At 63.7% G+C, this 25,849-nt stretch carries 18 protein-coding genes; 9 read left to right on the plus strand and 9 right to left on the minus strand.

What is annotated here, in order from left to right; translation table 11 throughout:
* Position 1 precedes the first annotated feature (1 nt).
* From LB518_RS02920 to LB518_RS02930, 3 genes are all read right to left on the minus strand, one after another.
* The gene (locus LB518_RS02920; RefSeq protein WP_224572812.1) at positions 2-730 is read right to left on the minus strand and encodes an esterase family protein; all 729 of its coding nucleotides are present in this window, start codon (positions 728-730) and stop codon (positions 2-4) included.
* 102 nt (positions 731-832) lie between these two features.
* Positions 833-2,293, minus strand: a complete 1,461-nt coding sequence (locus LB518_RS02925) for an HlyD family type I secretion periplasmic adaptor subunit (protein WP_224572814.1) — start codon at positions 2,291-2,293, stop codon at positions 833-835.
* Positions 2,290-4,458 carry a type I secretion system permease/ATPase gene (locus LB518_RS02930; RefSeq protein WP_224572816.1) on the minus strand — a complete coding sequence of 723 codons (2,169 nt, stop codon included), beginning with the start codon at positions 4,456-4,458 and terminating at the stop codon, positions 2,290-2,292. Before LB518_RS02930 ends, LB518_RS02925 begins: the two co-directional genes overlap by 4 nt.
* Positions 4,459-4,812: 354 nt before the next feature.
* Between LB518_RS02930 and LB518_RS02935 the strand changes: the two genes are divergently transcribed.
* Positions 4,813-9,615, plus strand: coding sequence for a beta strand repeat-containing protein (locus LB518_RS02935; protein WP_224572819.1), 4,803 nt, complete (start codon positions 4,813-4,815; stop codon positions 9,613-9,615).
* A 28-nt stretch (positions 9,616-9,643) separates the two neighbouring features.
* On the opposite strand, the gene LB518_RS02940 is transcribed toward LB518_RS02935, so the two are convergent.
* The 4 genes from LB518_RS02940 to LB518_RS02955 form a co-directional block, all read right to left on the minus strand.
* Positions 9,644-10,039 carry a (R)-mandelonitrile lyase gene (locus tag LB518_RS02940; RefSeq protein WP_224572820.1) on the minus strand — a complete coding sequence of 132 codons (396 nt, stop codon included), beginning with the start codon at positions 10,037-10,039 and terminating at the stop codon, positions 9,644-9,646.
* Between the two features lie 31 nt (positions 10,040-10,070).
* Entirely contained in the window at positions 10,071-11,111 is a 1,041-nt protein-coding gene (locus tag LB518_RS02945; RefSeq protein WP_224572823.1) for a L,D-transpeptidase family protein, read from the minus strand.
* A gap of 156 nt (positions 11,112-11,267) precedes the next feature.
* Positions 11,268-12,863, minus strand: coding sequence for an amidase (locus tag LB518_RS02950; RefSeq protein WP_224572825.1), 1,596 nt, complete (start codon positions 12,861-12,863; stop codon positions 11,268-11,270).
* A 115-nt stretch (positions 12,864-12,978) separates the two neighbouring features.
* The gene (locus LB518_RS02955) at positions 12,979-13,686 is read right to left on the minus strand and encodes a cysteine hydrolase family protein (RefSeq protein WP_224572826.1); all 708 of its coding nucleotides are present in this window, start codon (positions 13,684-13,686) and stop codon (positions 12,979-12,981) included.
* A 319-nt stretch (positions 13,687-14,005) separates the two neighbouring features.
* On the opposite strand from LB518_RS02955, the gene LB518_RS02960 reads away from it, so the two are divergent.
* Together LB518_RS02960 and LB518_RS02965 are read left to right on the plus strand one after the other, a co-directional pair.
* The gene (locus LB518_RS02960) at positions 14,006-15,052 is read left to right on the plus strand and encodes a substrate-binding domain-containing protein (RefSeq protein WP_224572828.1); all 1,047 of its coding nucleotides are present in this window, start codon (positions 14,006-14,008) and stop codon (positions 15,050-15,052) included.
* Between the two features lie 186 nt (positions 15,053-15,238).
* Entirely contained in the window at positions 15,239-15,643 is a 405-nt protein-coding gene (locus tag LB518_RS02965) for a MarR family winged helix-turn-helix transcriptional regulator (RefSeq protein ID WP_224572830.1), read from the plus strand.
* Positions 15,644-15,750: 107 nt separating this feature from the next.
* Here LB518_RS02965 and LB518_RS02970 read toward each other — a convergent pair whose 3' ends face one another.
* Positions 15,751-17,154, minus strand: a complete 1,404-nt coding sequence (locus LB518_RS02970; RefSeq protein ID WP_224572832.1) for an amidase — start codon at positions 17,152-17,154, stop codon at positions 15,751-15,753.
* A gap of 23 nt (positions 17,155-17,177) precedes the next feature.
* The gene (locus tag LB518_RS02975; RefSeq protein ID WP_224572833.1) at positions 17,178-18,575 is read right to left on the minus strand and encodes an amidase; all 1,398 of its coding nucleotides are present in this window, start codon (positions 18,573-18,575) and stop codon (positions 17,178-17,180) included.
* A 416-nt stretch (positions 18,576-18,991) separates the two neighbouring features.
* Here LB518_RS02975 and LB518_RS02980 point away from each other — a divergent pair, with 416 nt between their 5' ends.
* The 6 genes from LB518_RS02980 (at position 18,992) to LB518_RS03005 (ending at position 25,848) form a co-directional block, all read left to right on the plus strand.
* A complete protein-coding gene (locus LB518_RS02980; RefSeq protein WP_224572835.1) occupies positions 18,992-20,581 on the plus strand; it encodes an ABC transporter substrate-binding protein in 1,590 nt (529 codons plus the stop codon).
* 96 nt (positions 20,582-20,677) lie between these two features.
* Positions 20,678-21,634, plus strand: coding sequence for an ABC transporter permease (locus LB518_RS02985; protein ID WP_224572837.1), 957 nt, complete (start codon positions 20,678-20,680; stop codon positions 21,632-21,634).
* Positions 21,635-21,644: 10 nt separating this feature from the next.
* Entirely contained in the window at positions 21,645-22,547 is a 903-nt protein-coding gene (locus tag LB518_RS02990; RefSeq protein WP_224572839.1) for an ABC transporter permease, read from the plus strand.
* Positions 22,548-22,562: 15 nt separating this feature from the next.
* Positions 22,563-23,648, plus strand: a complete 1,086-nt coding sequence (locus LB518_RS02995) for an ABC transporter ATP-binding protein (RefSeq protein ID WP_224572842.1) — start codon at positions 22,563-22,565, stop codon at positions 23,646-23,648.
* Between the two features lie 30 nt (positions 23,649-23,678).
* Positions 23,679-24,785: an ABC transporter ATP-binding protein gene (locus LB518_RS03000; RefSeq protein WP_224574270.1), complete on the plus strand. Its 1,107-nt coding sequence runs from the start codon at positions 23,679-23,681 to the stop codon at positions 24,783-24,785.
* Between the two features lie 112 nt (positions 24,786-24,897).
* Entirely contained in the window at positions 24,898-25,848 is a 951-nt protein-coding gene (locus LB518_RS03005; protein ID WP_224572844.1) for an acetamidase/formamidase family protein, read from the plus strand.
* Position 25,849 lies beyond the last annotated feature (1 nt).

The raw sequence follows: 25,849 nt of genomic DNA on the forward strand, positions 1-25,849 counted from the left end.
ATTAGAGATAGAGCGGCGCCATCTGGCGCCAGGAGCGGCCGCGATGGGCGCGGCCGTCCCAGACATGCAGCGCATGTCCGACGCCCTTGTCGCGAAGGACATTGCTCAGATGGCGGTTGTTGCCGAGGAAGGGATCTTCGGCGCCGATCGTCAGCACGATATCGAGCCGCCGCATCTGGCCGAGCCGCTCCGGGCAACCGAGGCGCGGCAGGAATTGCGACGGCATGCAGTAATAGGCATCCTCGCCGCGATGCCCGTCGAGCAAGTCGCCGAAGCATTCGACGGCCTGCGTCAGATCATAGCGGCCCGAAAAGGCGACCAGCTTCGAAAAGCGCTCCGGCCGCCGGAAGGCGATGCTCGCTGCGCCGAATGCGCCGAGGCTGCAGCCATGAGCGATGGTCGCGGGATGGCTGTTGCGGGCATGGGCGAGCGGAAGCACTTCCGAAAGAACATAGTCCTCATAGGCGAGGTGCCGCGCGACCCGGTCGGCCGGCCGCCGCCAGGAACAATAGAAGCTTTCGCCCGCGAACCCATCGATGCAGTAGAGCTGCAAGTGGCCTGCCGCGATCTTGTCGCGAAGGCTCGCGACGAGGCCAAGATCCTCATATTCGTGAAATCGCCCGTCGCGCGTCGGGAAGACGATCACCTTGGCGCCTGAATGGCCAAAGACCAGCAATTCCATGTCGCGAGACATGCGCTCGCTATACCAGCGATGATACTCGCGCTGCATGGCGGATCGCTCCGTCAAAGCCGGTTGCAACTCTCAGGATGCCGAAAGACTAGCCGGGCTCTGTGGAGGCTCGATGACGCGCTGCGACCATTCCAATGGCTGTTAGCGTTCCCTCAGCGAATCCGAAGCGACCTCCACCAGCGGCGAGAACAGGTAGTCTAGAATGCTCCGGCTGCCGGTCTTGATTTCGACCGTGGCCGACATTCCGGGCGTCAACGGCACGCGCACGCCATCAACCGCAATCGCTGGATCGTCGAGCGCGACCGTGACCGGAAAGACGAGATCCTGCACAGCCTGCGTGCCGCCTGCGCCCATCGAGCGCGGAGCAGCCGTCGGCGACGCCAGCCGTGTCTCGATGTCGGATCGCGCCACCGCATCGCGCGCGACCTGCTTCACGGTGCCATGCAGCACGCCATAGCGGGTGAACGGAAAGGAATCGATCTTGATCGACACCGCCAGTCCCGGATGGATGAAGCCGATATCCTGGTTCGAGACATAGGCCTCGACCTCGAGCTTCGATCCGTCAGGGACGATGCGCATCACCTCCTGGCCGGGGCTGACGACCTGGCCGGTGCCGGTCACAGCGAGCGCGGCGACATTGCCAGCGATCGGCGCGCGGATGGTCATGTGCTCGAGCTGCGCCACGGCCTTGGCGAGCCGTTCATGGCTCTCATCCGCCATCCGTTCGGCGTCGGCGAGCTTCTGGCCGTTTTCGGCAATGAAGGTCTCGACGATTTCGGTTCGCTGCCGGGCGAGCCGCTGCAGCGCCGCACGCGCCTCGCTGAGTTGCCCCCGCTGGGTGGCGAGCGTCACCTGCTGCAGCTGTCGCACTTCCTCGGCGTCGATGAGCTGGGCCTTGGAGCCGGCGGACCGCGCCATGAGTTCGGAACGCATGTCGACGCGTTCGCTCTGTGTCGCGAGCAGGGCTTCCTGCGCAGCGATGGTCGCCTCGAGGCGTCCCCGCTCGGCATCCTTTTCAAGGCTCGTCGCCTCGACCAAGGCGATTTCCGCGGCAAGCTTGCCGATTTCACCCTGGAGAACCCGGCTTTCGCGATCGCGGAGAGCCGGTGGAATATCTGCTGGAAAGGCCAATTCGGGAACAGGGCCGCCGATATCCTCAGCGGCTGCCAGTGCCGCATGGCGGCGGATCGCCTCGGCACGGACTGAAGTATAGGCGGCCTGCAGCTCGGCGACATCGGCCGCCGCTTCGCGGACATCAAGCGCGATTAGGCGGTCGCCGGCTTCGACATGGCTGCCATTCGCGACATCGATCGCCGCCACGCGGCCGCCCTCGGCTGCCTGGATCGCCCCGACGCGGCCGGTTGGCTGGACACGGCCAGGCGCCGTCGCGACGACATCGACACGTCCGAAAAAGCTCCAGATCAGCGCGACGGCGAAGAACGCCGCGATCGAGAGGATCATCGCCATGCGGACCGGCGATGGCGGCGTCTCGATGATTTCGAGCGCGGCGGGCAGGAACGCCTGGTCGATCGGCTTTCGCGGTGGCGGCACTTGCGGGGGAGGGATGGCGGGCGGTTGTGGCAGCGGCGATTGGGCGCTCATGTCGGCGCACCCTCGGCCTGCATGGCCCAGAGCCGTGCATAGAGACCGCCGGGCAGGGCGAGCAACTCGGCATGCGAGCCTTGCTCGATGATACGGCCGTCGTCGATGCCGATGATGCGGTCGCAATGGCGCACGGCCGCCAGCCGGTGCGCAACGATGAGCACCGTTCGCCCGCGACTGATCTGGCGCATGTTCGACTGGATCAGCGCCTCGCTCTCATAATCGAGCGCGCTGGTCGCCTCGTCGAAGATCATCAGCGGCGGATTGGTCGCGAGCGCGCGGGCGATCGCGATACGCTGGCGCTGGCCGCCTGAGAGATTGGCGCCGCGCTCCTCGATCATCGTGTCATAGCCTTCGGGCAGCCGCTGGATGAACGGATCAGCGCCGGATAGCCGCGCAATGGCAATCACTTGCGCCCGAGGCATCGCGGGATTGGCCAGCGCGATATTGTCGTGGATCGTTCGGTTGAACAGCAGGTTCTCCTGCAGCACCACGCCGATCTGGCGCCGCAGCCATGATGGATCGACCTGAGTCAGGTCCATGCCGTCGATGAGGACCTGGCCTTCGTCCGGCACGTGGAAGCGCTGGATGAGCTTGGCGAGCGTCGACTTGCCGGACCCCGATGGACCGACGATCCCAACCACCTCTCCGGCCCGGATCGACAGCGACACCTGCTTCAGCACTTCCGGCAGGCCCGGACGGTAGCGGAAGCTGACGCGGCGCAACTCGATCGCGCCCTTGATCGACGGAGGAACCGCATGCGCGCTCGGCGTTCGCTCGGGTGCCGCGTTGAGAATATCGCCAAGCCGTTCGATCGAGACCTGGACCTGCTGAAAATCCTGGAACATCTGCGAAAGCCGCAGGATCGGTTGCGCGACCTGGCTCGCGATCATGTTGAACGCGATGAGCTGACCGACCGAAAGCTGGCCATCGATCACGGCGCGTGCCCCGAAGAACAGCAGAAGCGCCGTTGAGAGCTTCGACACATATTGAATGGCGTTCTGGCCGAGCGAGCCGAGCATGGACGCGTCGAAGGACGATCGCACATAGGCGGCGAGGCGATCCTCCCATTCCGCCTGCATGATCGGCTCGACGGCCGATGCCTTGACGGTCTCCATGCCGACCACGGTTTCGACGAGGAATTGCTGGCTGAGGGCGCCGGTGTCGAATTTCTGCTGCACGCGCCGGCGCAGCACCGGACGGATCGCCAGCGTCAAGGCGAGATAGACCGGAATGGTGCCGAGCACGATCAGCGTCAGCGTGGTCGAATAGGCGAAGAGCACCGCGATGAAGACGAAGGCGAACAGGAAATCGAGTGCCGCAAAGAGGCCCTGTCCGGTGAGGAACGAGCGGATCGTCTCCAGCTCGCGCATGCGTGCAACGGTCTGGCCTGCCGAGCGGCTCTCAAAATAGCCGATCGGCAGATGCAGCAAATGGCGGAACAGTCGCTGGCCGAGCTCGACATCGATCCGGTTCGTGGTGTGCGACAGCGCATAGCTGCGAAGATATTGCAGAAGCACATCAAAGACGCCGATGACGACGAGCCCGACGACCAGCACGCTGAGCGTCGAGAAGCTTCGATGCGTCAGCACCTTGTCGACGACGACCTGGAAGAACAGCGGCGTCACCAGCGCGAAAAGCTGGACGAAGAGCGAGGCGAGCAGCACATGGCCGAGCGGCCGCCGATAACGCCAGATCGACGGCAGGAACCATCGGAAGCCGAAGGATTGCGGCCGGATGCCCGCGCCACGAAAACGCCGCGCGATGCGGATCGCGCGCGGCTCGTAGTCAGCCAGAAAGGTTGCAACATCGACGAGCCGATCGGTACGCGTTACCGGATCGATGATGCGAAAGCCGCCGCTGGCCTGACGCCCGCCAAACACCACGAAACTGCCATCGCGGCGCATGACGATCGACGGCGCCACAAGGCCTTCGACCCCTGCCGCTCCGCTGATCGCCCCCGCCGCAGCCTTCAACCCAAGCAGGCGTGCCGCCCGGACGACATCGTCGGCGCTCGCCTTGGCGCCGCTGCGGAGCGCGAGTTCACGCCGCAGCGCCACCGGGTCAGCCGGGATGTGGAAATAGGCGGCGATACCGGCAAGCGCCATCAAGCCGTCGTCGGGCGACGGCTGGTTGACCTGTCCCGGGGAAACTGGGGCTGTCATGACCTCGCCGCGATAGGCGCCACGCGAGCGCCGGATGAAAGGTGAGCGCCACCGGGCCAGCCAGCGACGATGCAACCTACACGAATTCACCGCGCCGAGCGATGGAACACGGTGATGTGCCTGATCGATGCGGCAAAGATCTCGGGTTGTATTGAGGTGGCTCAACAGCAGAGGACAAGCATCTTACCGACAGGTGAATACAACTCAAGGCTGGTATCCGGAATCTCGATCTTGTAAGTTTCACATAGCAATTGTCTTCTGGCGGAATCGCGTTTCGCTCCCGTTTGGCGCGGTGCATGATTCCGCGAGACGCGCCGCAGCGCGACAGCATCGATTGACAGGGGAGTGCGAGCCTTGCCCGGTACGTTGTACACCTATGGCGCCACGATCACCGGTACCGCAGGCTATTTTCAGGGCTTCGATACGATCGCCTACAGCCCGGAAAACCTGACGGCTTCCGTCCAGCTGACCTTGTCCGATCCGGGGACGGTCGATCTCACAAGCCAGCTCCTCGGCCGCGGCGTGACCTTCACGGGATCGACCGGTGCCGACACGGTTACGACCTCCGATGGCGACGACACCATCAATGGCGGCAATGGCAACGACACGCTGACAGGCGGCGGCGGAACCAACTCGATGAATGGCGGTGAGGGTGACGACCTCATCTTCGCCGGTGCCGGAACGGACTATATGTCTGGCGGCAATGGCATCGACACGGTGTCCTATGCCAATGCTCCGGGAGGCGTGACGGTCACTGTCGACCAGATCGATGTATCGGTTGAGAGCTACGGTAAGGGGGACTACGTCTCCCCGGATGTCGAATTCCTGATCGGCTCTTCCCACGATGATTATCTGAGCGCTGGACAGAATGACACCATCCTCGTCGGTGGGGCGGGCGCTGACATTCTCAATTCAGGCAGCTTTACGCCCACTGGAAGCGTCAGCTATTTCACCTCGGCCGAGGGCGTGACGATCGACCTTGCAACCGGCAAGGGCTATGGCGGCGACGCCGAAGGCGACACGCTGATCGCGGTCAAGAATGTCTATGGCTCGGATCACAATGATCTGCTGCTGGGCTCGACAGGTCCGGACCGCCTCTATGGAGGCGCGGGCGACGATGTCCTGCGCGGCGGCAAGAGCGGGGATACGCTGGCCGGCGGTGCCGGTTTCGACATGGTCAGCTATGAGGGGTCAAGCAGTGGCGTCTCGGTTAACCTCGCGACCAAGGCCGTTTCCGGCGGCGATGCCCAGGGCGATTTCATTTCCGAGTTCGAAGGTGTCATCGGCTCGGGCGGCAGTGACACGCTGGTTGGCGATGCCGGGGACAACAGGCTCGAAGGGCGGGCTGGAGACGACAGGCTGACGGGCGGCGCGGGCGCCGACACGCTGATTGGCGGCGATGGGTCTGATACGATCTACTACACCAATTCGTCGGCCGGGGTGTCGATCAACCTCACGGCCAACACGGCCTCCGGCGGCGACGCGGCGGGCGACGTCATCTCGGAAATTGAGAGCGTCACGGGAACGGCTTTTGACGACACGCTCACCGGCAACAGCGCAGCCAACGTCCTGACTGGCAGCGATGGCGCCGATACGCTGACGGGCCTCGATGGCAACGACACGCTCAACGGCGGCGTCGGCGCGGACTTCCTCTATGGCGGCAACGATGACGACTACCTGATTGGCGGCAGCGGCGCCGACCTGCTGGACGGTGGCAGTGGCAGTGACACGATCGATTACGCCGCATCGGCTGCCGTGGTCGTCAATCTGATCACGCAGACCGCCAGCGGCGGACAGGCAGGTGGCGACACTCTGGTCTCGATTGAAAACGTCGTCGGTTCCGCCCAGAGCGACACGCTCACCGGCAACGACCTCGCCAACCGGCTGTTTGGTGGGACGGGCAATGACAAGCTCACCGGCAATGGCGGCGATGATTACCTGAATGGCGGCGACGGCAACGACACGCTGAATGGCGGCGCTGGCGACGACATTCTGGCTCTGGGCGGAACAGGAACGGATGTCCTGATCGGCGGCACGGGCAGCGATACCGCGGATTTCTCCGCCACGGGCAATGTCGTCGTCGATATCGCGGCAGGAACCGCGTCCTATTATATGGGGACCGCGACGCTCACGGAGATCGAAAACCTTGTCGACGGATCGTCGTCGAGCGTCCTGCGCGGGGACGCGGGCGCCAATCGGATTGATGGCGGCGACGGCGACGACCTGATCGAGGGTCGCGCGGGCGCCGATACGCTCATTGGCGGCGGCGGTATCGATACGTTGAGCTATGAGTCCTCCTCAACCGGCGTGGCCGTCAATCTTACTTCGGGGGTAGTCTCTGGAGGCGACGCCGCTGGGGATGTCATTTCCGGCTTCGAAAATGCCACTGGCTCCGCCTTCGACGACGTCCTTGTCGGTACCTCGGGCGTGAATGTCCTTACTGGCGGCGATGGCAATGACGTCCTGTCCGGCGGTGCGGGGGCTGACACATTGACGGGCGGTGCCGGCAGCGACACGGCGAGCTATGCGTCCTCGTCGGCTGCGGTATCCATCAATCTCGTGAGCGGTTCCGGGAGCGGCGGCGACGCACAAGGCGACGTTCTTTCCAGCATCGAAAACCTGATCGGCTCGGCCTTTGGCGACACGCTGACCGGCGATAGCAATGACAATGTTCTGACCGGCGGCGCGGGAGCGGACCGTCTGGATGGCGGCGGCGGCGGTGGGGTCGATACTGCCAGCTACAGCGCGTCGAACGCTGCTGTATCGATCAACCTGTCGGCAGGAACCGGCAGCGGCGGCGATGCTGAAGGCGATGTCCTCATCGGGATCGAAAACCTCGTTGGCTCGGCCTTCGCAGATACATTGATCGGCAGCGGCATCAACAATGTCCTTATCGGCGGCGCCGGTGCCGACGCGCTGGATGGCGGTTCGGGCAGCGATACCGCAAGCTATGTCACCTCGTCGTCTGCGGTCTCGGTCAGCCTCATGGTTGGCACCGGCACCAGCGGCGATGCCGCGGGCGACACGCTCGCCTCCATCGAAAATCTCGCCGGATCGCGCTTTGACGATACCCTGATCGGCCAAGACGGAAAGAACCGTTTGGAAGGCGGCGACGGCAACGACACCCTGTTCGGTTATGGCAGCGGGGACATCCTGCTCGGCGGCGCGGGTGATGACCGGTTGGATGGCGGCGTCGGCGCGGACAGGCTCGACGGCGGCGATGGCATCGATACGGCCGTTTACAGCGGCTCGACCGCTGGCGTTCGCGTCAATCTCGCAGCCGGCAAGGGGCTCGGCGGCGATGCAGAGGGTGACGTCCTTTCGTCGGTCGAGAACATCATCGGCTCGGCCTTTGCGGATGCACTGGCCGGCACAGCGGGCGCCAACCGGATGGAAGGCGGCGAGGGCGATGATGTGTTTGCGGGGCTCGCCGGCGGCGACACCCTGATTGGCGGTGGCGGCTCCGACACCGCATCCTATACGGCATCTACGGCCGGGATCCGGGCTGATCTGCGGGCCGGTGTCGGCACCGGCGGTGATGCTGAGGGCGACACCTATTCCTCGATCGAGAACGCGATCGGCTCGGCTCACAACGACGTTTTCATCGGTACGGCCGGCGCCAACCGCTTCGAAGGTGGCAACGGTAATGATCTGCTGTCGGGTCGTGAAGGTGCCGATACGCTGATCGGCGGCGATGGCATCGACACGGCTGATTACAGCGACTCGACCGCTGGCATTCGCGTCAATCTCGCGACCGGCAAGGGGCTGGGTGGCGACGCCGAGGGCGATGTCCTTTCGTCGGTCGAGAATATCATCGGCTCGGCCTTCGCGGATGCGCTGGCCGGCACGGCGGGCGCCAACCGGATGGAAGGCGGCGAGGGCGACGATGTGTTCGCAGGGCTCGCCGGAGGCGACACCCTGATTGGCGGTGGCGGCTTCGACACCGCATCCTATACGGCGTCTACGGTCGGGATCCGGGCAGATCTGCGGGCCGGTGTTGGCACCGGCGGAGATGCTGAGGGCGACACCTATTCCTCGATCGAGAACGCGATCGGCTCAGCTCACAACGACGTTTTCATCGGCACGACCGGCGCCAACCACTTCGAAGGTGGCAACGGCAATGATCTGCTGTCGGGTCGTGAAGGTGCCGATACTCTGATCGGCGGCAATGGTACCGACACGGCGAGCTACAGCGAATCCACGGCAGCCGTGCGCGTCGACCTTTCGCTCGGGACCGGGCTCGGCGGCGAGGCGGAAGGTGACACGCTCGATTCGATCGAAAATCTCGTCGGTTCGCGGTACAACGACCGTCTGGTTGGCAACGACTTCAATAACGGTCTGACGGGTGGGGCAGGGGCCGATACGCTGATCGGTGGCGATGGCATCGACACGGCTATTTACAGCGACTCCACCGCAGGCATTCGCGTTAATCTCGCAACCGGCAAGGGGTTGGGCGGCGATGCCGAGGGCGATGTCCTTTCGTCGGTCGAGAACATCATCGGTTCCGCCTTTGCGGATGCGCTGGCTGGCACGGCGGGCGCCAACCGGATGGAAGGCGGCGAAGGCGACGATGTTTTCGCGGGGCTCGCCGGTGGCGACACCCTGATTGGCGGTGGCGGTTCCGATACCGCCTCTTATACCGGATCAGCGACAGGGATTCGGGCTGATCTCAGCACCGGCGTCGGCACCGGCGGCGATGCGCAGGGCGACACCTATTCCTCGATCGAGAACGCCATCGGCTCGACCCACGCCGATACTCTGATCGGCAACAGCCTTGCCAACCGTCTGGCGGGTCGCGAAGGCAATGACGTGCTGAAAGGCAATGGAGGTGCTGATACGTTCGTCTTCGACTCGGCCGTCAACAGCAGCAATGTCGATACGATCTCAGACTTCACGGTCGGTTCAGACACGATCGAACTGTCGAAGTCGATCTACACCGCCCTGCAGTCAGGCCCGGCGGCTGGGTCGCTGGCCGCGTCCTCGTTCCGCTTTTCGACGCAGCCCTCGACCAGCGGTACGCTGGGCGAAATGATCTACAATGCAACGACGGGCACGCTCAGCTACGATTCAGACGGGGCCGGCTCGAACCCGGCCAAGCAGGTTGCCCAGCTCTCGTCCAATCTCAATCTCTCGGCGAGCGCATTCAGGCTGGTTTAATCAAGCGCCGCCGCTTTCGGCGGCGCCGTCAATCGCCATATTGAGTGTCGGTGACGTGTTCGAGCCACTCGACTGTCTTGCCGTCGAGGGCTTCCTGGATCGCGATATGCGTCATCGCCGTCTGAGGCGATGCGCCGTGCCAGTGCTTTTCGCCCGGCGGGAACCAGACGACATCGCCCGGATGTAGCTCTTCGACCGGGCCACCTTGACGCTGGGCGCGGCCGAGGCCTGACGTCACGATCAATGTCTGGCCAAGCGGATGCGTGTGCCAGGCTGTCCGTGCGCCGGGCTCGAACGTCACCGCCGCTCCGGCCACCCGCGCAGGTGCCGGCGCCTGGAACAGCGGGTCGACACGGACGCTGCCGCTGAACCAATCAGTCGGGCCTTTGCCGGATGTTTGCGAGCCGCTGCGCTTGATGTCCATCAGCTCTCTCCCTCACGCAGGTTTTGGCAGTCTATTGCTGGCCCGCGACAGTCGCCGTCTGAACCTGATCGATGCCCAGCGGCTGGTAGGGGTCGGCAAGCGCTGCGGACGGACGGCTGATCGGGAAGCCGGCCGAGGTCATGCGAGACAGCTTCTCGGGCCCTGCATTCTTGAGAATTTCGCGGAACGCCTCGTTCATGCCGCCATCCGAATAGGCCAGCGAGATTGGCGGAGCGGCGGTGGCGATCGAGGCTATCTGCGCGTCATCGCGAGCCGTCTTCAGCGCCACCTTGGCGGCGACGGACGGATCGACCTGATAGGCCGGGCAAGGGCCGAGTGGATCGAAGACGGCGCTCGGATCGATCGGCTGCGCGCCAAAAACGTAGCGACGATTGCAGGCCTCAACCTTCGGCGGTTGCCGCGTGATGTCGAACTGGTCCGTGCCCTGCTTGAGATTCAGCCAGAACGTCATGTTTGGATCGTCGCGGTGCATCGCGAGGTTCTTCGGCGTCATGCGGAAGGGCAGGGATTGCACCTGGAACGAGGTCTGGCCGCCGATCAGCGCATCGCGCGCGACGGCGTAGATCTCCGCGACGCCGGCATCGGTCAGCGCATAGCAGCCGGACGAGGAACAGGCGCCATGCACCATCAGGGCCGCGCCCTCATAGCCGAGCGCTTCTTCCAGCTTGTTCGGGAAGCCGAGATTGAAGGAGAGATAGAACTGCGATTGCGGGTTCAGGAGCGACATGGTGATCGCGTAGAAGCCTTCGGGCGCCTGACGATCGCCTTCCTGCTTCTTGGGCCCGAGCTTCCCGGACCAGCGGCAGATCGGATAGGTCTTCAGGAGTGCGTAGCTGCCGCTGCGATCGCGCTTCCAGACCTCCAGCTCGCTTTCCTGCTTGTAGATGCGGATCATGATCGGGTCGGACGGCTTCATGCCCTTCTCGCGCATCTGGGCGACGAGCTTGGCCGGGATCGGCTGCATGCCGCGCGTGTCGCGCTCACCCGTCGTGCAGGCCGCAAGACCGCAGGCGAGAAGCGCCAGGAGCAGAAGAGAGCGAAGGGTCGCCATAGGCCGAAATCCTGAACCATGTTCGCAGCCGGACGAGACGGCCACGCGAACAGTATAGGCCCGGTTCCTTAACACCCTACGATCATGATGTCGCGCTGGCTATTCTCCCGCCGACCCGGCCTCCGGCACCTCGTGACGCAAGCCCGTGCGCCTTATTCAGGCGGTCTCCGCCGCCATCGGATGCGACGCTGGCTGATAGGGCATCTCGACGAGGGTCGGAACGATGCGATGGCGCGTCGCCTGTTCATAATCATAGGCGTAGGCGAGGAGGTCCGCTTCGCTCCACATGCGCCCGACGAAGATCAGGCTGAAGGGCGCGCCGTTGGAGAAGCGCCCGGCCGGAACCGTCACGCCGGGAAGGCCGGCAATATTGATCTCCGATACGGTCGTTGCCGGATAGGGCGCCTCATCGAAAATGCCCGGCAGCGTCGCCGTCGATTGCGGGAAGGCGAGCGCATCGAGTTGATGCGACGACATCACCGCGTTGAAGATCGCCAGATACGCTTCCCTGACGGCGAGGAAGGGGCCGACGTCAGGCGGGGTAGCCGGGTCGAAGAGAGAGGCCGCGAGCACGGGCATCGCCGCATGCATCGCCAGGATCCCGCCCGGCGCGAACGGATCCTCGCCGGTGAGCGCCGTCAATTCGGCCAGCGAATGCGCCGCCGCCGAGGGACCGAGACGCTTCAGATAGAGCTCCATGTCATAGGCGACCGTTTCCAGTCCGCGCTCGTCGAAGCCACCCGACTTCCGGAGGGCGAGATCGGCGAAGCCGCTGCCGGCAAAGGGATCTTCGACGAGGATGGCGGAGCGGGCCGCAAGCTCGGCGCATGCCGCCGCATAGAGCGCAGCCGCTTCTTCGGACAATGATTGACGGCGCCAGCCCGGACCGTAGAGCCCGATCCGCTTGCCCTTCAGCGTGTCGGTGCCGAGGTGGCTGGTATAGCCACCCGAGGGTATGTTGCCGATCGACGCCACGGTCTTCGGATCTTCGACCGTATAGCCGGCCAGGATGTCGAGCAGCAGGGCTGCGTCCGTGACGGTTCGGGCGTGTGGACCCACCACGTCGCGCGTCGAGCCGGCGAGCGGCGTAACGCCGGCATTCGGCACCAGCGCGAAGCTCGGCTTGACGCTGACAAGGCTCTGCGCGGCTGCCGGATTCTGGATCGATCCGCCCGTCTCCTCGGCGAGACCCACGACGGCAAAACTGCCGGATACAGCCGTCGCCGTTCCGCTTGAGCTCGCGCCGGGCGCGATGGCGCGATCGACGGCATTGAAGGTCGGCCCATCCCAGCTGGTATTGGCGCGGGCGCCGTCATGGCTGAAGGCGGGGATATTGGTCTTGCCGAGAATGACGGCGCCGCTGGCGCGCAATCTCGCCACGACCGGCGCGTCGCGCTCGGGAATGAGATCGGTGCCGCCTGCGGCGCTCGAAAGCGGCGCCCAGCCGCCGGTCGAGGGCAGGCCGGCAAAGTCCATCGCCTCCTTCACCACCACGGGCACGCCGGCCAGCGGGCCAAGGACTTCCCCGGCCGCTCGCCGGGCATCGATCGCACGGGCATCATCGAGCGCCGACGGGTTCATAAAGGTGAAGGCGTTGTAATAGGGCTCGAAACGTTCGATGCGGGCAAGATGGGCGTGCGTCAGCGCCTCTGAGGTATAGAGGCCGTCAGCGAAGCCCTTCTGGATTTCTCCAAGGGTCAGCTCGGCGACATCGATCTCGGCAGCCGGTTTGTGGAATACGGGCGCGTTCATGGGAGGCTTCCTCGATCGGGAGATGGAAGGTTGACCGTCCGACGGTCATCGCCGCCGGACTGGGCATCAGGGGCGCCGGGGAAGGCGGGCTACATTGTGTGGCCAGGGACCTGCCTTACGCCGCTGCCCTGGCCTCGGCCGAGCCGGCGATGAGGCCGAGCAGCCGTTCGGTGTCCATCACATCGGCGAAGATGGCCGACATGCTGAGGAGCGTGGCGTTGTGTTCCTCATCGCTCAGCGTCGCATTGCCATCGGTGACGAAGATCACGTTGTAGCCCATCTGCAATGCGTCCCGGGCCGTGCTCTCGCAGCAGCAATTGGTCAGCGTGCCAGTGATGATCAGCGTGTCGATGCCGCGCGACTTCAGCAATTGATCCATCTCGCAGGTGCCCGGAATGAGCGCCGAAAAGCGCGTCTTGTCGACGACGAGGTCGCTGTCCCTAACATCGAGTTCCGGCCAGAGCTGCCAGCCATCGGCGCCTCGCTCGAAGGCGGCTTTCATGATCTCGAACTGCGCCGGGCTCATATAGTTCTCGAACCAGACATTCCATGGCAGCTTCTCGCTGCCGTCATAGGTGTAACGCAGGAAGCAGTTGAGCCCGCCAGCCACACGCACCGCCTTGGCGATGGCGTTCACCTGACCGACGATTTCTCGTGCGACCGGGACCTCAACGGCTGCGCCCTCCGCCACGAAGCCGTTCTGCAGGTCGACGATCACATGGGCGACTTTGCTCATATCCAGCCTGTCGAAGATGAATTCCCGGCCGCCGCGCTGAAGGCGACCACGCGCCGCCACATGATCCGGGATCGAGATTTTGTGCATGGGAGGTCCTTTCCGACGTCGCGGTCATCGCATTCGGCATCGGCCACAACGCGGTGCCGTTTCACTGGAGATTATTAATTCATGAAATATCTCATTTGAAAATATCGAAGAGGGCATCAATGTGCCTAATCGGTAGGCATCGCAGTATCGCGGCCACTTATTCGGCATTTGTTTGACAGGGCCGGTGCTGCAGTGCGAGGGTGCGCCGCTGATCGGGTTGGTATGCGGACCGTTGAACCGTGTTGCCAGTTCGCGCGTGGCCGTGCGGCGGCCTCGCGACCCGAGCCGCCTCGTTCATGGATTTGGAGAGGGCAGGGACATGAAAGTCGGCTTGCTGCATCCTCGAAGTGGCATCATGGGCATGTGGGCGCCGGCGATGGATGCCGCTGCAACGCTGGGGGCTGCCGAACTCAATGCCGCCGGCGGCATTCTGGGCGAGGAGGTCGAACTCGTCTTCGGCGACTGCGGTTTCGCGGTCAGCCAGGCGGTGGACGCGGTGGATGCGTTGATCGAGGTCGAGGGCGCCGAGGTGATCATCGGCGGTCACACCAGCAATATCCGCGACGCCGTCAGTCAGCGGATCTCCAGCAAGGTTCCCTATATCTTCACGCCTCAATATGAGGGATTGGCCTGCGGGCCCTCGACCGTCGCCATCGGCAGCACGGACCAGGAACTACTTGGGCCGGCGCTGCACTGGCTGCGTCACGCCAAGCGAGCCGAGCGCTTTTTTTTCGTCGGCAATGACTATATCTGGCCGCGCATGGCGCTCGCGACCACACGCCGGCTGCTGCGTCAGCAGGGTGGCGAACTCGTAGGCCAGGCGATCATGCCGACCCGCCTGACCGACAATACTGAAGTCCTGAAGCAGATTGCCACGAGTGGCGCCCAAGTCGTTATCCAGGCGTTGGTCGGGCTGTGTGCTGTCGAATTCAATCGAGACTTCGCGGCCGCGGGTCTCGATCAGAAGATGCTCCGTTTCGGCCTCATCGTCGATGAGACCGTGATCTGCGGCATCGGCGCGGATGCTTCTACCAATCTCTTCACTGCGGCGAGTTATTTCGCTGTCAACCAGTCGCGCTCGAACGATGATTTCCTTGAGCGGTATCATGACGCCTTCGGGGCCTTCGCGCCCCCCGTTTCGGCCGCGAGCGTCAGCTACTATGAAGCGCTGCATGTCCTGGCTGGGCTGGCCCATGATCTGGGGACCCGCGACAGCCGCGCGCTCGCCAATCATCTCCATCGCCCCATATCCCGGCCGGCCGTTCGCCATATGCTCGACGACAAGCCGGTCGGCCAGTGTCCGCCGGTCTATATCGGCCGTGCCGACGGCGTCAGGCTCGAAGTCGTCACCGCGATGACGCGCTGAAATAATTGAAAACGGAATATTGTCAAACGTTGATGGCGATGCTAACGGAACCGCTTTGGCCGCTCGGGCGAGTCCTGCCTGCCTCGTCGGGCGTGGGATCACCCTAACCAGCGGTTTGACGGCGTTTCGATAGAGAATGAAAGCAACAATAAGCAATCGACAGGGGGGAATATGGCGCCGGTACGGATGAAGGATCAGCTCGCCTATCTGATCGCGAGCCTCAATCGTCAGTTGGAGAATGACCTTGAAGAACGGCTGCGCCCCGGCGGCGTGCCGATCGAGCAGTTCCGCATTCTGGAGGTGCTCGACGCCAGCGAGCCAGCTCCGATGGGCGAGATCGCCAGCCAGTCGCTGATCGAGCCTCCGACGCTGACCAAGATCGTCGACAAGATGGTTTCCGAGGGTCTCGTCTATCGCGCGCCCGATCCGAATGATCGCCGCCGTGTCCTGATCGTCACCGCTCCGGGCGGCAAGGCCTTGTTCAAGCGCCTCCGCGGCGTCTCGACGGCGCAGGAGCAGCGGATCGTGGAACTGCTCGAGTCCGAAAGGGCGGCCGAACTCCGCAATCTCCTGCGCGAATTGCTGCAGTAGCTGCTGAATCGGCTCGTCTCGGATGGTCGGTGGCGGTTTGCGCGGTTCCGGGACCTGAAAACGCTTCGGCCGCGCGAAGATGGTGCGCAGCCGAGCTTGATCTGAAATCAGAGGAGCGGCGGGCGGCGGGTGTGCCAGTCGGTCGCCTGCTGATAGGCGTGCGCCACCCGCAGGAGCAGAGCCTCCGACCCGGCCTTGCCGGCAAGCTGCATCGCCACCGGGCGGCCATCTTCGGTGTAGCCACACGGAAGCGTCACCGTCGGAGTGCCCGTTGCATTGAAGGGCGAAGTGAATTTGCCGATGATGTTGAAGTCCTCGGCCACCGCGGCGCGCACTTCCTCCCAGGTCGGCGTCCCCGTGCGGAAGACGGGCATGACGAAGATGTCGATATCGTCAAACAGCCGCGCGACGGCACCGCGGAACTTGTAGCGCTCGATGATGCCCTTGCCGATTTCAAGCGCGCCGACGCCATGGCCCGCCTTGAGACCTTCAGTGATCCAGCCGCCATATTTCTCGGCTTGCGAGGGATAGGTCGCCTCATGGTGCACAGCCATTTCCGCCATGGTCATTGGCATCGTGTATTGCAGCAGCGTCTCGACCGAGGGAAAGCGAACCGGCTGCGTCAGCGCTCCGATCTCGGTGAGGACGTCGACGGCATCCTCGATAAAACCAAGCGAGACCGGATCAGCATCCGCGCCGGAATAGTCCCAGTCGACACCGATGCGCACACCGCGGGCGCCATAGATGCCATCGAGTTCGCCGAGATAATCGGGAACGGGCGTCGACAGCGAGGTCGAGTCCTTCGGGTCCCAACCCGCCAGCGCCTGCAGCATCGCAGCCGCGTCGGCGGCCGAGCGGGCCATCGGGCCGAGATGATCGAAGGTCGAGGCGAGATCGAAAATGCCGAAGCGGCTGATCCGGCCCCAGGTCGGCTTGACCCCTGTCAGGCCATTGCATGCCGAGGGAAAGCGTATCGATCCGCCCGTGTCCGACCCGATCGCCGCGAAGGTGAGGCCCGCGGCGGTTGCGACACCCGATCCGGACGAGGACACGCCGGTCCAGAGGTCGTTCTTCCAGGGGTTCACGGGCTCCGGCAGGTCGGGATGATGCTCGAGGGTCGCGCCCTCGGTCATATGCAGCTTGCCGAGCAGCACGGCGCCGGCCTCTGCGAGCCGCGTGACGACGGTGGCGTCATGGTCCGGGATGTAGTCGGCATAGATCGTCATGCCCCCCGTCGTCTTGATGCCCTTGGTGAAGCAGAGATCCTTCACGGCGATCGGAATGCCGTGCATGGGACCGCGATAGATCCCGGCGGCAATTTCCGCTTCGGCCTTCCCGGCCTGTTCTAGCGCCAGTTCCGGGGTGACCGTGGTGTAGCTCTTGAGGTCGCCGTCGAGCGCCTCGATGCGCGTGAGGATCGCTTCCGTCACTGCGACAGGCGAGAGATCGCCCGCCTCGATGCGCTTGGCGATGGCGGTGAGCGGTTGATAGTGGATGTCGCCGAGGGACATTGCGGAGGCTTCCTTGCTGGAGGTCAAAAGCCAGGCGGACGGCGGGTGTGCCAGTCGGTTGCCTGTTGGAAAGCATGGGCAGCGCGCAGCAAGGCCGCCTCGGAGAGATGCGGCCCGATCAGCTGCATGCCGATCGGCATGCCGACCGCGGCCATGCCGCAGGGCAGCGTGATGCTTGGGCTGCCGCTGACATTGAAGGGCGAGGTGAAGCCGAGGAAGCTGATGAGATCGGCGAGATGGGCGTCCATCTGGTCGTAGAGCGCGCCGACCATCGGATACACCGGCGATATCAGGACGTCGATATCGGCGAAAAGCCTGGAGATCTCGCCCTTGAAGCGGTCGCGCTTGATATAGGCGCGGGACATCGTCAACGGATCATAGGCGAGCCCGCGTTCAAGCGCCGCGGCGAGCTGGGGGCCGAACACGCTCTTGTCGGTCTCGTAGACGTCCTTGTGAAAGAGAGCGCTCTCCGTGTCGGTGATCACCATCTGGGCGAGCATCGCGTCGCGCCGATCGGGCACGGCGACCGGCACGAGCGTTGCGCCCAATTCGCGAAAGACCGTGATCGCCGCCTGGATGGCAGCGACCGTCTCGTCGTCGACGCCGGTTTCGAGATAGGCTTCGTCAATGCCGATACGCAGCCCGCGCGCGCCGAGAATCCCGTCGAGCGCCGCCAGATAATCCGGAACCGACGCGGAAAGACTGGTTGGATCCATGGGGTCGGCGCCGGCCATGGCGCTGAACATCGCCGAAACGTCAGCAGCGCTGCGCCCCATCGGCCCGATCGTGTCGAGGGAATCGGCGAGCGGAAATACGCCATAGCGACTGGTGCGGCCCCAGGTCGGCTTCAGGCCCGTCACGCCGTTGGCGGCTGAAGGAAAGCGGATCGAGCCGCCGGTATCGGTGCCGAGGCTGGCGAAGCAAAGGCCGGCTGCGGTGGCGACACCGGAACCCGACGAAGATCCGCCCGGCCAATAGGCCTCGTTCCACGGATTGATGCAGCGCCCGAGGGACGGATGGTGTTCGCCGAATGCGCCTTCATGCAGATGCAGGCGGCCGAGAATGATCGCACCAGCCATCTTCAGGCGATGGACCAGCGTCGCGTCGCTATTGGCGACAAAGTCCTTGTAGGCGAGCGAGCCGAAGGTCGAGGCGACGCCCTCTGTATGGAAGAGGTCCTTGATGGCGATGGGAACGCCATGCAGAGGGCCCCGACGGCGGCCGGACCGGATTTCGTTTTCGGCGGCCTCCGCCTGGGTGAGGGCGCTCTCTGCGGTGACGAGGAGATAGGAATTGAGGGCCGGGTCGACCGCCGCGATCCGTTCCAGCATCAGTTCGGTCAGGTCGACAGGTGAGATTTCGCCGGCCGCGATCAGCGCGGAGACCTCGAGCAGCGAGGCATAGTGCAGTGGCGCGTTCATCGTGATCCGCCCGCCGGCCGCAACGATGCTTCGGTCGGGTGAGGGCGCGGGCAGGGTGCCTTGCTCGTCTGGCTCATCATGCCTCCATAGGGAATGAAGGCGGTTATATGTGAAAACCAATTAGTTGCAAACGATAATATTGAATGTTGAAAATATGGTCATGCTGCCTGAGAAATGCGCGCCGCTTCTGCAGTGAAGCCAATGAGGAGCCGAAGCCGGGCACGTCACAGCGGTGCTCTCGAAAAAATCGCTTCTGCATGGAGATGGCGGAAAATATACGATCTCGAATATTTTTATCCGCGATAATTGGCCTTTTCCTCTCCGCTTGGTCGTCTCGCGACGTCGCTGGCACAGCCCTTGCGAAATAGGTGATGGGCGCCTGCCGAGCAGCGCGGACGATAATCAGGAGAGAACATATGAACTCATCGAGAATGCGAGGCGTGCTGAAGCTGGCTGCCATTGCAGTGTTCGGGTTCGGCTTAGGCGGACACGCATCGGCCGAGTCTGTCCTGCGCGTTGCGATGACGGCGGCGGATATCCCGGATTATACCGGCGCGCCCGATCAGGGTTATGAGGGCTACCGTTTCGCCGGCTACACGCTTTACGACGCGTTGGCCCTCTGGGACCTGTCGAGCTCCGACAAGGCCGCGGATATCGTTCCCGGTCTCGCGACGAGCTGGGAAATCGATCCGCAGAATAACAAGCGCTGGATCTTCAATCTCCGCCAGGGCGTCACCTATCACGATGGCTGCCCGTGGAATGCCGATTCCGCGATCTGGAATTTCAAGCGCGTGATGGACCCGACCGCGCCGCAGTTCAACGCCCGCCATGTCGGCCAGATGGGCACTTATGTTGTGAACATCGCCAGCGTCGACAAGCTGGACGACTACAAGATCGCCATCAATACGAAGGCACCGAGCTCGCTGTTTCCCTATGAAATGGCGATGTACTACATGATTTCGAATTGTGCCGTGACTGCGGCCGGCAATGACTATAACGTCTATATGAAGAAGCCGTCCGGAACGGGACCCTACAAGTTCGATTCTGTCGTTCCGCATGAACGGCTCGAGCTGGTCAAGAACGACAAATACTGGAACCCGGCCCGTATTCCCAAGCATGACCGCCTGGTGCTCCTGCCGATGCCGGAAGCATCGACCCGCGCAGCCGCATTGCTTTCAGGCCAGGTCGATTTCGTCGAGGCGCCATCGCCTGACACGATCCCGCGCCTGAAGGACGCTGGGATGCAGATCATCACGGTGCCCTATCCCCATAACTGGGACTACATGCTCCGCGTCGACACGCCGCCCTTCAACGATATCCGCGTCCGGCAGGCCGCGAATTACGCAATGAACCGGCAGGACATGGTCGACATGCTGCAGGGCGTCGCGGTTGCTGCCGACCAAACGCTGATCGAGTCCCAGCCCTGGTACGGACATCCGGTCAAGTATGAATTCGATCCGGACAAGGCTGCAGCGCTGCTGAAGGAAGCGAACTGCTCGCCGTGCAAGATCAAGGTCGGCATTTCGACCTCGGGATCCGGGCAGATGCAGCCGCTGCCGATGAACGAACTGGTCAAGGAGCAGCTTGAGGCAGTCGGCTTCCAGGTTCAGCTCGAGCCGATGGATTGGAATGCGCTGATCGGCGTCTTCCTGTCAGGTGCGGGGAAGAGCGATTTCAATGCGATCAACTTCTCGATGGCACCGATCGACCCGGTTCAGGGCATCCTCAAGAAGTGGATGACCGAATACCAGCCGCCAGCCTGCTGCAACTGGGGTTTCTATTCCAATCCAAAGCTCGACGCGCTCGGCAAGCAGGCCCTCGGTGAATTCGATCCTGCGAAGCGCAACGTCCTGCTGACGCAGATGAACGAGATGGCCGTGGCCGACGCGGCGGAGCTCTACATCGTCCACGATCTCAATCCCCGCGCGCTTTCGCCAAAGCTCTCCGGCTTCGTGCAGGCCCAGAGCTGGTTCCAGGACCTGACCCCGATCGTGGTCGCACCATGACGTGACGCCTCAAAGGGTCGCGGACGCTTCTGTTCGCGGCCCTTTCCCGGCGGGTGGACCATCCGGGCGGGACTGTCCGTACTTTGGAGGCAAGTGATGTGGCTTTACGCGCTCCGGCGCATCATCCTGACCATCCCGATCCTTTTCGGCGTGACGGTTATCTGCTTCGCACTGGTGCAGATCGCGCCGGGCGACCCGATCCAGAACCTGTTGTCGCCGACGGCGAGCCAGGCCGACGCCGAGAGACTGCGCGCCGCCTACGGCCTCGATAAGCCGCTTCCGGTCCAATATGTGATTTGGCTCGGCAAGGTGTTGGTCGGCGACATGGGCATGTCGATCGCCAACAACACGCCGGTGACGGGCGAGGTGCTTCGCGCATTCACCAACACGATCGTGATCGCGATGATAGCCGTGGTGATCGCCTTCATCCTCTCCACGATCTTTGGTGTCGCCGCCGCCTATCGTTCCGGCGGCCTCGTCGACAAGGCGATCACGGCCGTCGCGGTCTTCGGTATCAGCGTGCCGACCTTCTGGCTCGGCGTCATCCTCGTCATCATCTTCGCGGTCAACCTCTCCTGGCTGCCGGCCACCGGAATGGGTGCCGGCGGCTCCAAGGGCTTCGACTATCTGAGCTGGAGCGATTTCAGATTTGCCGTCATGCCGATCATCGCGCTGGCATTGCCGCCGCTCGGGATCATGACGCGGACGACGCGATCCTCGCTCTCGGAAATCCTCAACCAGGACTTTGTCCAGACGTTGCGCGCCAAGGGCCTGTCCGAGTTCGAGGTGATGGTGCATGCGGTCCGCAACATCATGCCGGCGGCGGTCGCGATGCTCGGGCTGCAGCTTGGCTATCTGATCGGCGGCTCGGTACTGGTCGAGACGGTGTTTACCTGGCCGGGCACCGGTTACCTGCTGAACAAGGCCATTCTGACCCGCGATATCCCGCTGCTGCAGGGCACCATCCTGGTGCTCGCAACGGCCTTCGTCCTCATCAATCTCGTCGTCGATCTTGCGCAGTCGCTCATCGATCCGCGCATCAAACGAAGCTGAGAGGCATCCGATGACCGACGCTCTCGCCAATTCCCTCGCCGCTGCTCCAGTCCAGTCTGCACCCGCCGCGCGCGTCCGCAGCTACTGGGGCGGGGTCTGGCAGAGGCTGCGCTATGACTATGTCACGCTGTTCTGCATCGCCCTCATCATCCTGATCGTGCTTTCGGCGGTGTTCGCGCCCTGGCTCGCGCCGTTCGATCCTTACAAGTCCTCGATGGCCCATCGCTTGAGGCCGATCGGCTACAGGCAGTTCCTGCTCGGCACCGACGAACAGGGTCGCGACATGCTGAGCCGCCTGCTCTATGGCGGCCGCGTCTCGCTGTTGATGGGGATCGTCCCTGTCCTCCTGGCGACGCTGGTCGGCGGCATGTTCGGCGTCGTGGCCGGATATTACGGGCGAAAAGTCAACATGGGCATCATGCGCACCATGGACATCTTCTTCGCCTTTCCCTCGGTCCTGCTGGCGGTGGCGATCTCGGGCAGCCTTGGCGGCGGCATCACCAACCAGATGCTGACCCTGACCGTCGTCCTCATTCCGCCGATCTGCCGTGTCGCCGAGACAGCGACGAGCCAGGTCCGCAACATGGATTTCGTCGACGCAGCGCGGGCGACCGGCGCTTCGACGACATCGATCCTCTTCACGCATGTGCTCATCAACGTGATGTCGCCGGTCCTCGTCTACGCGTCGACGCTCGTCTCCATCTCGATCATCCTTGCCTCCGGCCTGTCGTTCCTGGGGCTCGGCGTCTCGCCGCCGACCGCCGACTGGGGGCTGATGCTCTCGACCCTGAGGCAGTCGATCTATGTCCAGCCGCTGGTTTCCGCCATTCCCGGCGTCGCCATCCTTGTCACTTCCATCGCGTTCAACCTGGTCAGCGACGGCTTGCGCCAGGCCATGGACGTCAAGGCCTGATCGAAAGGGACGCAGATGACCCAGATGGCCCTATCGCCGCCGCCTGTTGCCGCCGAGGATCCGCGTGATCGTGGCGGCCCGGCCCAGCCGATGCTGATCGTCGACGGCATCCGGAAATACTTCCCCATCCGCGCCGGCGTGCTCAACCGGACGGTCGCCGAGGTCAAGGCGGTCGACGACATCTCGTTCTACGTCCTGAAGGGCGAGACGCTCGGCATCGTCGGCGAGAGCGGCTGCGGCAAGTCAACCCTGGCGCGGCTGCTGATGCATCTCGTCGATCGCGACGAGGGCCATCTCATCCTTGATGGCGACCTTGTCGGCGAGGAAACGGGCGTGCCCCTCGATGGGCTTCGACGCGCGCTGCAGATGGTGTTCCAGGACAGCTATTCCTCGCTCAATCCACGCCTGCCGATTGAACAGTCGATCGCCTATGGTCCGAAGGTGCAGGGCGCATCATCCAAAGTGGCGAAAGCGCAAGCCCGCGCCCTGATGGAGAAGGTTGGCCTGAAGGCGAACCTGTTCGCGCAGCGTTATCCGCATGAACTCTCGGGTGGCCAGAAGCAGCGCGTCAATATCGCCAGGGCACTGGCGCTTGATCCCCGGCTGTTGATCCTCGACGAGGCGGTCTCGGCGCTCGATAAATCCGTCGAGGCCCAGGTGTTGAACCTACTCGAAGACCTCAAGAAGCAGCTTAATCTCACCTACATCTTCATTTCCCACGATCTCCACGTCGTCCGCTACATCTCCGACCGCGTCCTGGTGATGTATCTCGGCCAGGTGGTGGAGATCGGTCCTGTGGACCAGATCTACGAGGACCCGCAGCACCCCTACACCCAGGCTCTGCTGGCCTGCCGGCTGTCGATGGATCCCGAGGAGCGGGTCGAGGCGGCGCCGCTGGCCGGCGATCCGCCCAATCCGGTCAACCCGCCATCGGGATGCCGCTTCCACACACGCTGCCCCTTCATGGAGGACGTCTGCATGGCCAAGGCACCTGGCCTTGGCGATGTCCTGAGATCGTCCGCCGACGACCATCTGGCCGCTTGCCACATGGTTCATCCCGGTTCGGGCCACAGCCGTGCACCCCTTCCGGTTCGTGCCTGACCTTTGGCGCAGGAGAACGACATGAACGACATGACGACCCCCAACCTGTCTGGATCCCAGCCGCTGGCCACGCCTTTCGTCAGCGTCAAGGACCTGCGTGTCCGCTTCGTCAGTCGCGAGGCGACGGTGCGCGCGGTCAATGGCGTCACCTTCGACCTCGCACGCGGCGAGGTTCTCTGCGTCATCGGCGAATCCGGTTCAGGCAAGTCCGTGATGATGCGCTCGCTGCTGCGCCTTCATCCCAAGAAGCGGACAGTGATCGAAGGCAGCATGCAGGTCGGCGAGCATGACATCGGCACCGTCAGCGACCGTGTGCTGTCGAAGCTGCGCGGTTCGACGATCTCGATGATCTTCCAGGAGCCGATGACGGCGCTCGATCCGCTCTACACCATCGGCGACCAGATCGCCGAGACGGTTCGGCGCCATGAGGGATTGGGCCGCGAGGCTGCATGGGCGCGGGCGCTCGAATTGCTGGAACTCGTGCGCGTTCCCTCTCCCGAGCGCCGGCTGAAGGCCTATCCGCACGAACTTTCCGGAGGTCTGCGCCAGCGCGCGATGATCGCCGTCGCGCTGTCCTGTCGTCCAAGCCTCCTGCTGGCAGACGAGCCGACGACGGCCCTCGATGCCTCCGTGCAGATCCAGGTCCTGGTGCTGCTGCGCCGGCTGCAGCGGGAAATGGACATGTCGATGATCTTCGTCACGCATGATCTCGGCGTCGCGGCGCAGATCGCCGACAAGGTCGCCGTCATGTATGCCGGCCGCATCATCGAATATGGCAGCGTTGGCGACGTCCTCAACCGCCCGCAGCATCCCTATACGCAGGCCATGCTCGCCTCGACGGTGAAGGACCAGGAGCGCGTCGTTCCACTCGAGGCGATCGCCGGCAGTCCGCCGGATCTGAGGGCGCTTCCCGAGGGCTGCAGCTTCCTGCCGCGCTGCGCCTATGCGGAGCCCGAATGCGCCGTCGCGATGCCATCCGAGACCGTCGATGCGAGCCGCCACATGGCCCGCTGCTATCGCGTCGGGCTCGAAGGCAAACGGCTTGCCTTCAACGGATCCGCGTTGCCGCCAGGCGGTCGGGCAACACCGGCGCCGATGGCCGCAGAGCGTGCGGAAATGCTGGGCCGGTCTGCCTGATCACTGCTGAATGAAACCGTTTCCATCCTGATCATATTCCCTGCGATCCGGAGTTGGGCCGCCCTCGCGAGGCTGCATCATCCGGCTCACGCCGTCCCTGGAGGACCGAAGAGTGGCGAATTTCCACCTGCAGCCGAGTGTCGAAACCTGCCATTGGGGCTATTTCGACGCGAAGCAGCGTCCGGCGCTCACGATCTCGAGTGGCGATACCGTGACGATCGACACGGTCTCGGGCTCGCCGAACGTCATCCCAGACCGCACGAAGTTCCATATTCCGGACGCGCTTGACGCCATCCATGCAGGGCTTCGGCCCGAGGGGCCGCATATCCTGACCGGTCCGGTCTTTATCGAAGGCGCCATGCCCGGCATGGTCGTCGAGATCCGCATCCATGACGTGTCGCTGCTGCAGGATTGGGGCTTCAATCTCATCCTGCCGCTGCTCGGCACGCTTCCGCATGACTATGACGAGCCGCGCCACGTCAATATTCCGCTCGATCGGGCGCGCAATGTCGGCATCCTCCCGTGGGGGCTGGAACTCGACTTGAAGCCGTTCTTCGGCGTCATGGGCTTTGCGCCGCCGAAAGGCTGGGGCCGCATCTCGTCGATTGCCCCTCAGGCGACCGGCGGCAATCTCGACAACAAGGAACTGACAGCCGGCAGCACGCTGTTCCTGCCGGTCTTCACCGAGGGCGGCCTGTTCTCCTGCGGCGACGGGCATGGCGCGCAGGGCGACGGCGAAGTTTGCGTCACGGCGATCGAAACAGCGCTTCGCGGCACGTTCGAATTCATCCTCCACAAGGATCTCGCCTTCACCTATCCGCGTGCCGAGACTCCAACCCACTACATCACGATGGGCATGGATCCCGATCTCGACCAATGCGCCGTCAAGGCGCTGCGCGAGATGATCACGCTGATCGGCGAGAAAACGGGGCTCTCGGCCGCCGACGCCTACATGCTCTGCAGCCTCGCGGGCGATCTGCACGTGACCCAGACCGTCAATGTCTCCAAGGGCGTGCACATGATGATCGAAAAGAAACTGCTCACCCCGCGGAAGGAACATTGAT

This window comes from Mesorhizobium sp. BR1-1-16, from assembly GCF_020165495.1.
GTDB lineage: Bacteria > Pseudomonadota > Alphaproteobacteria > Rhizobiales > Kaistiaceae > Kaistia.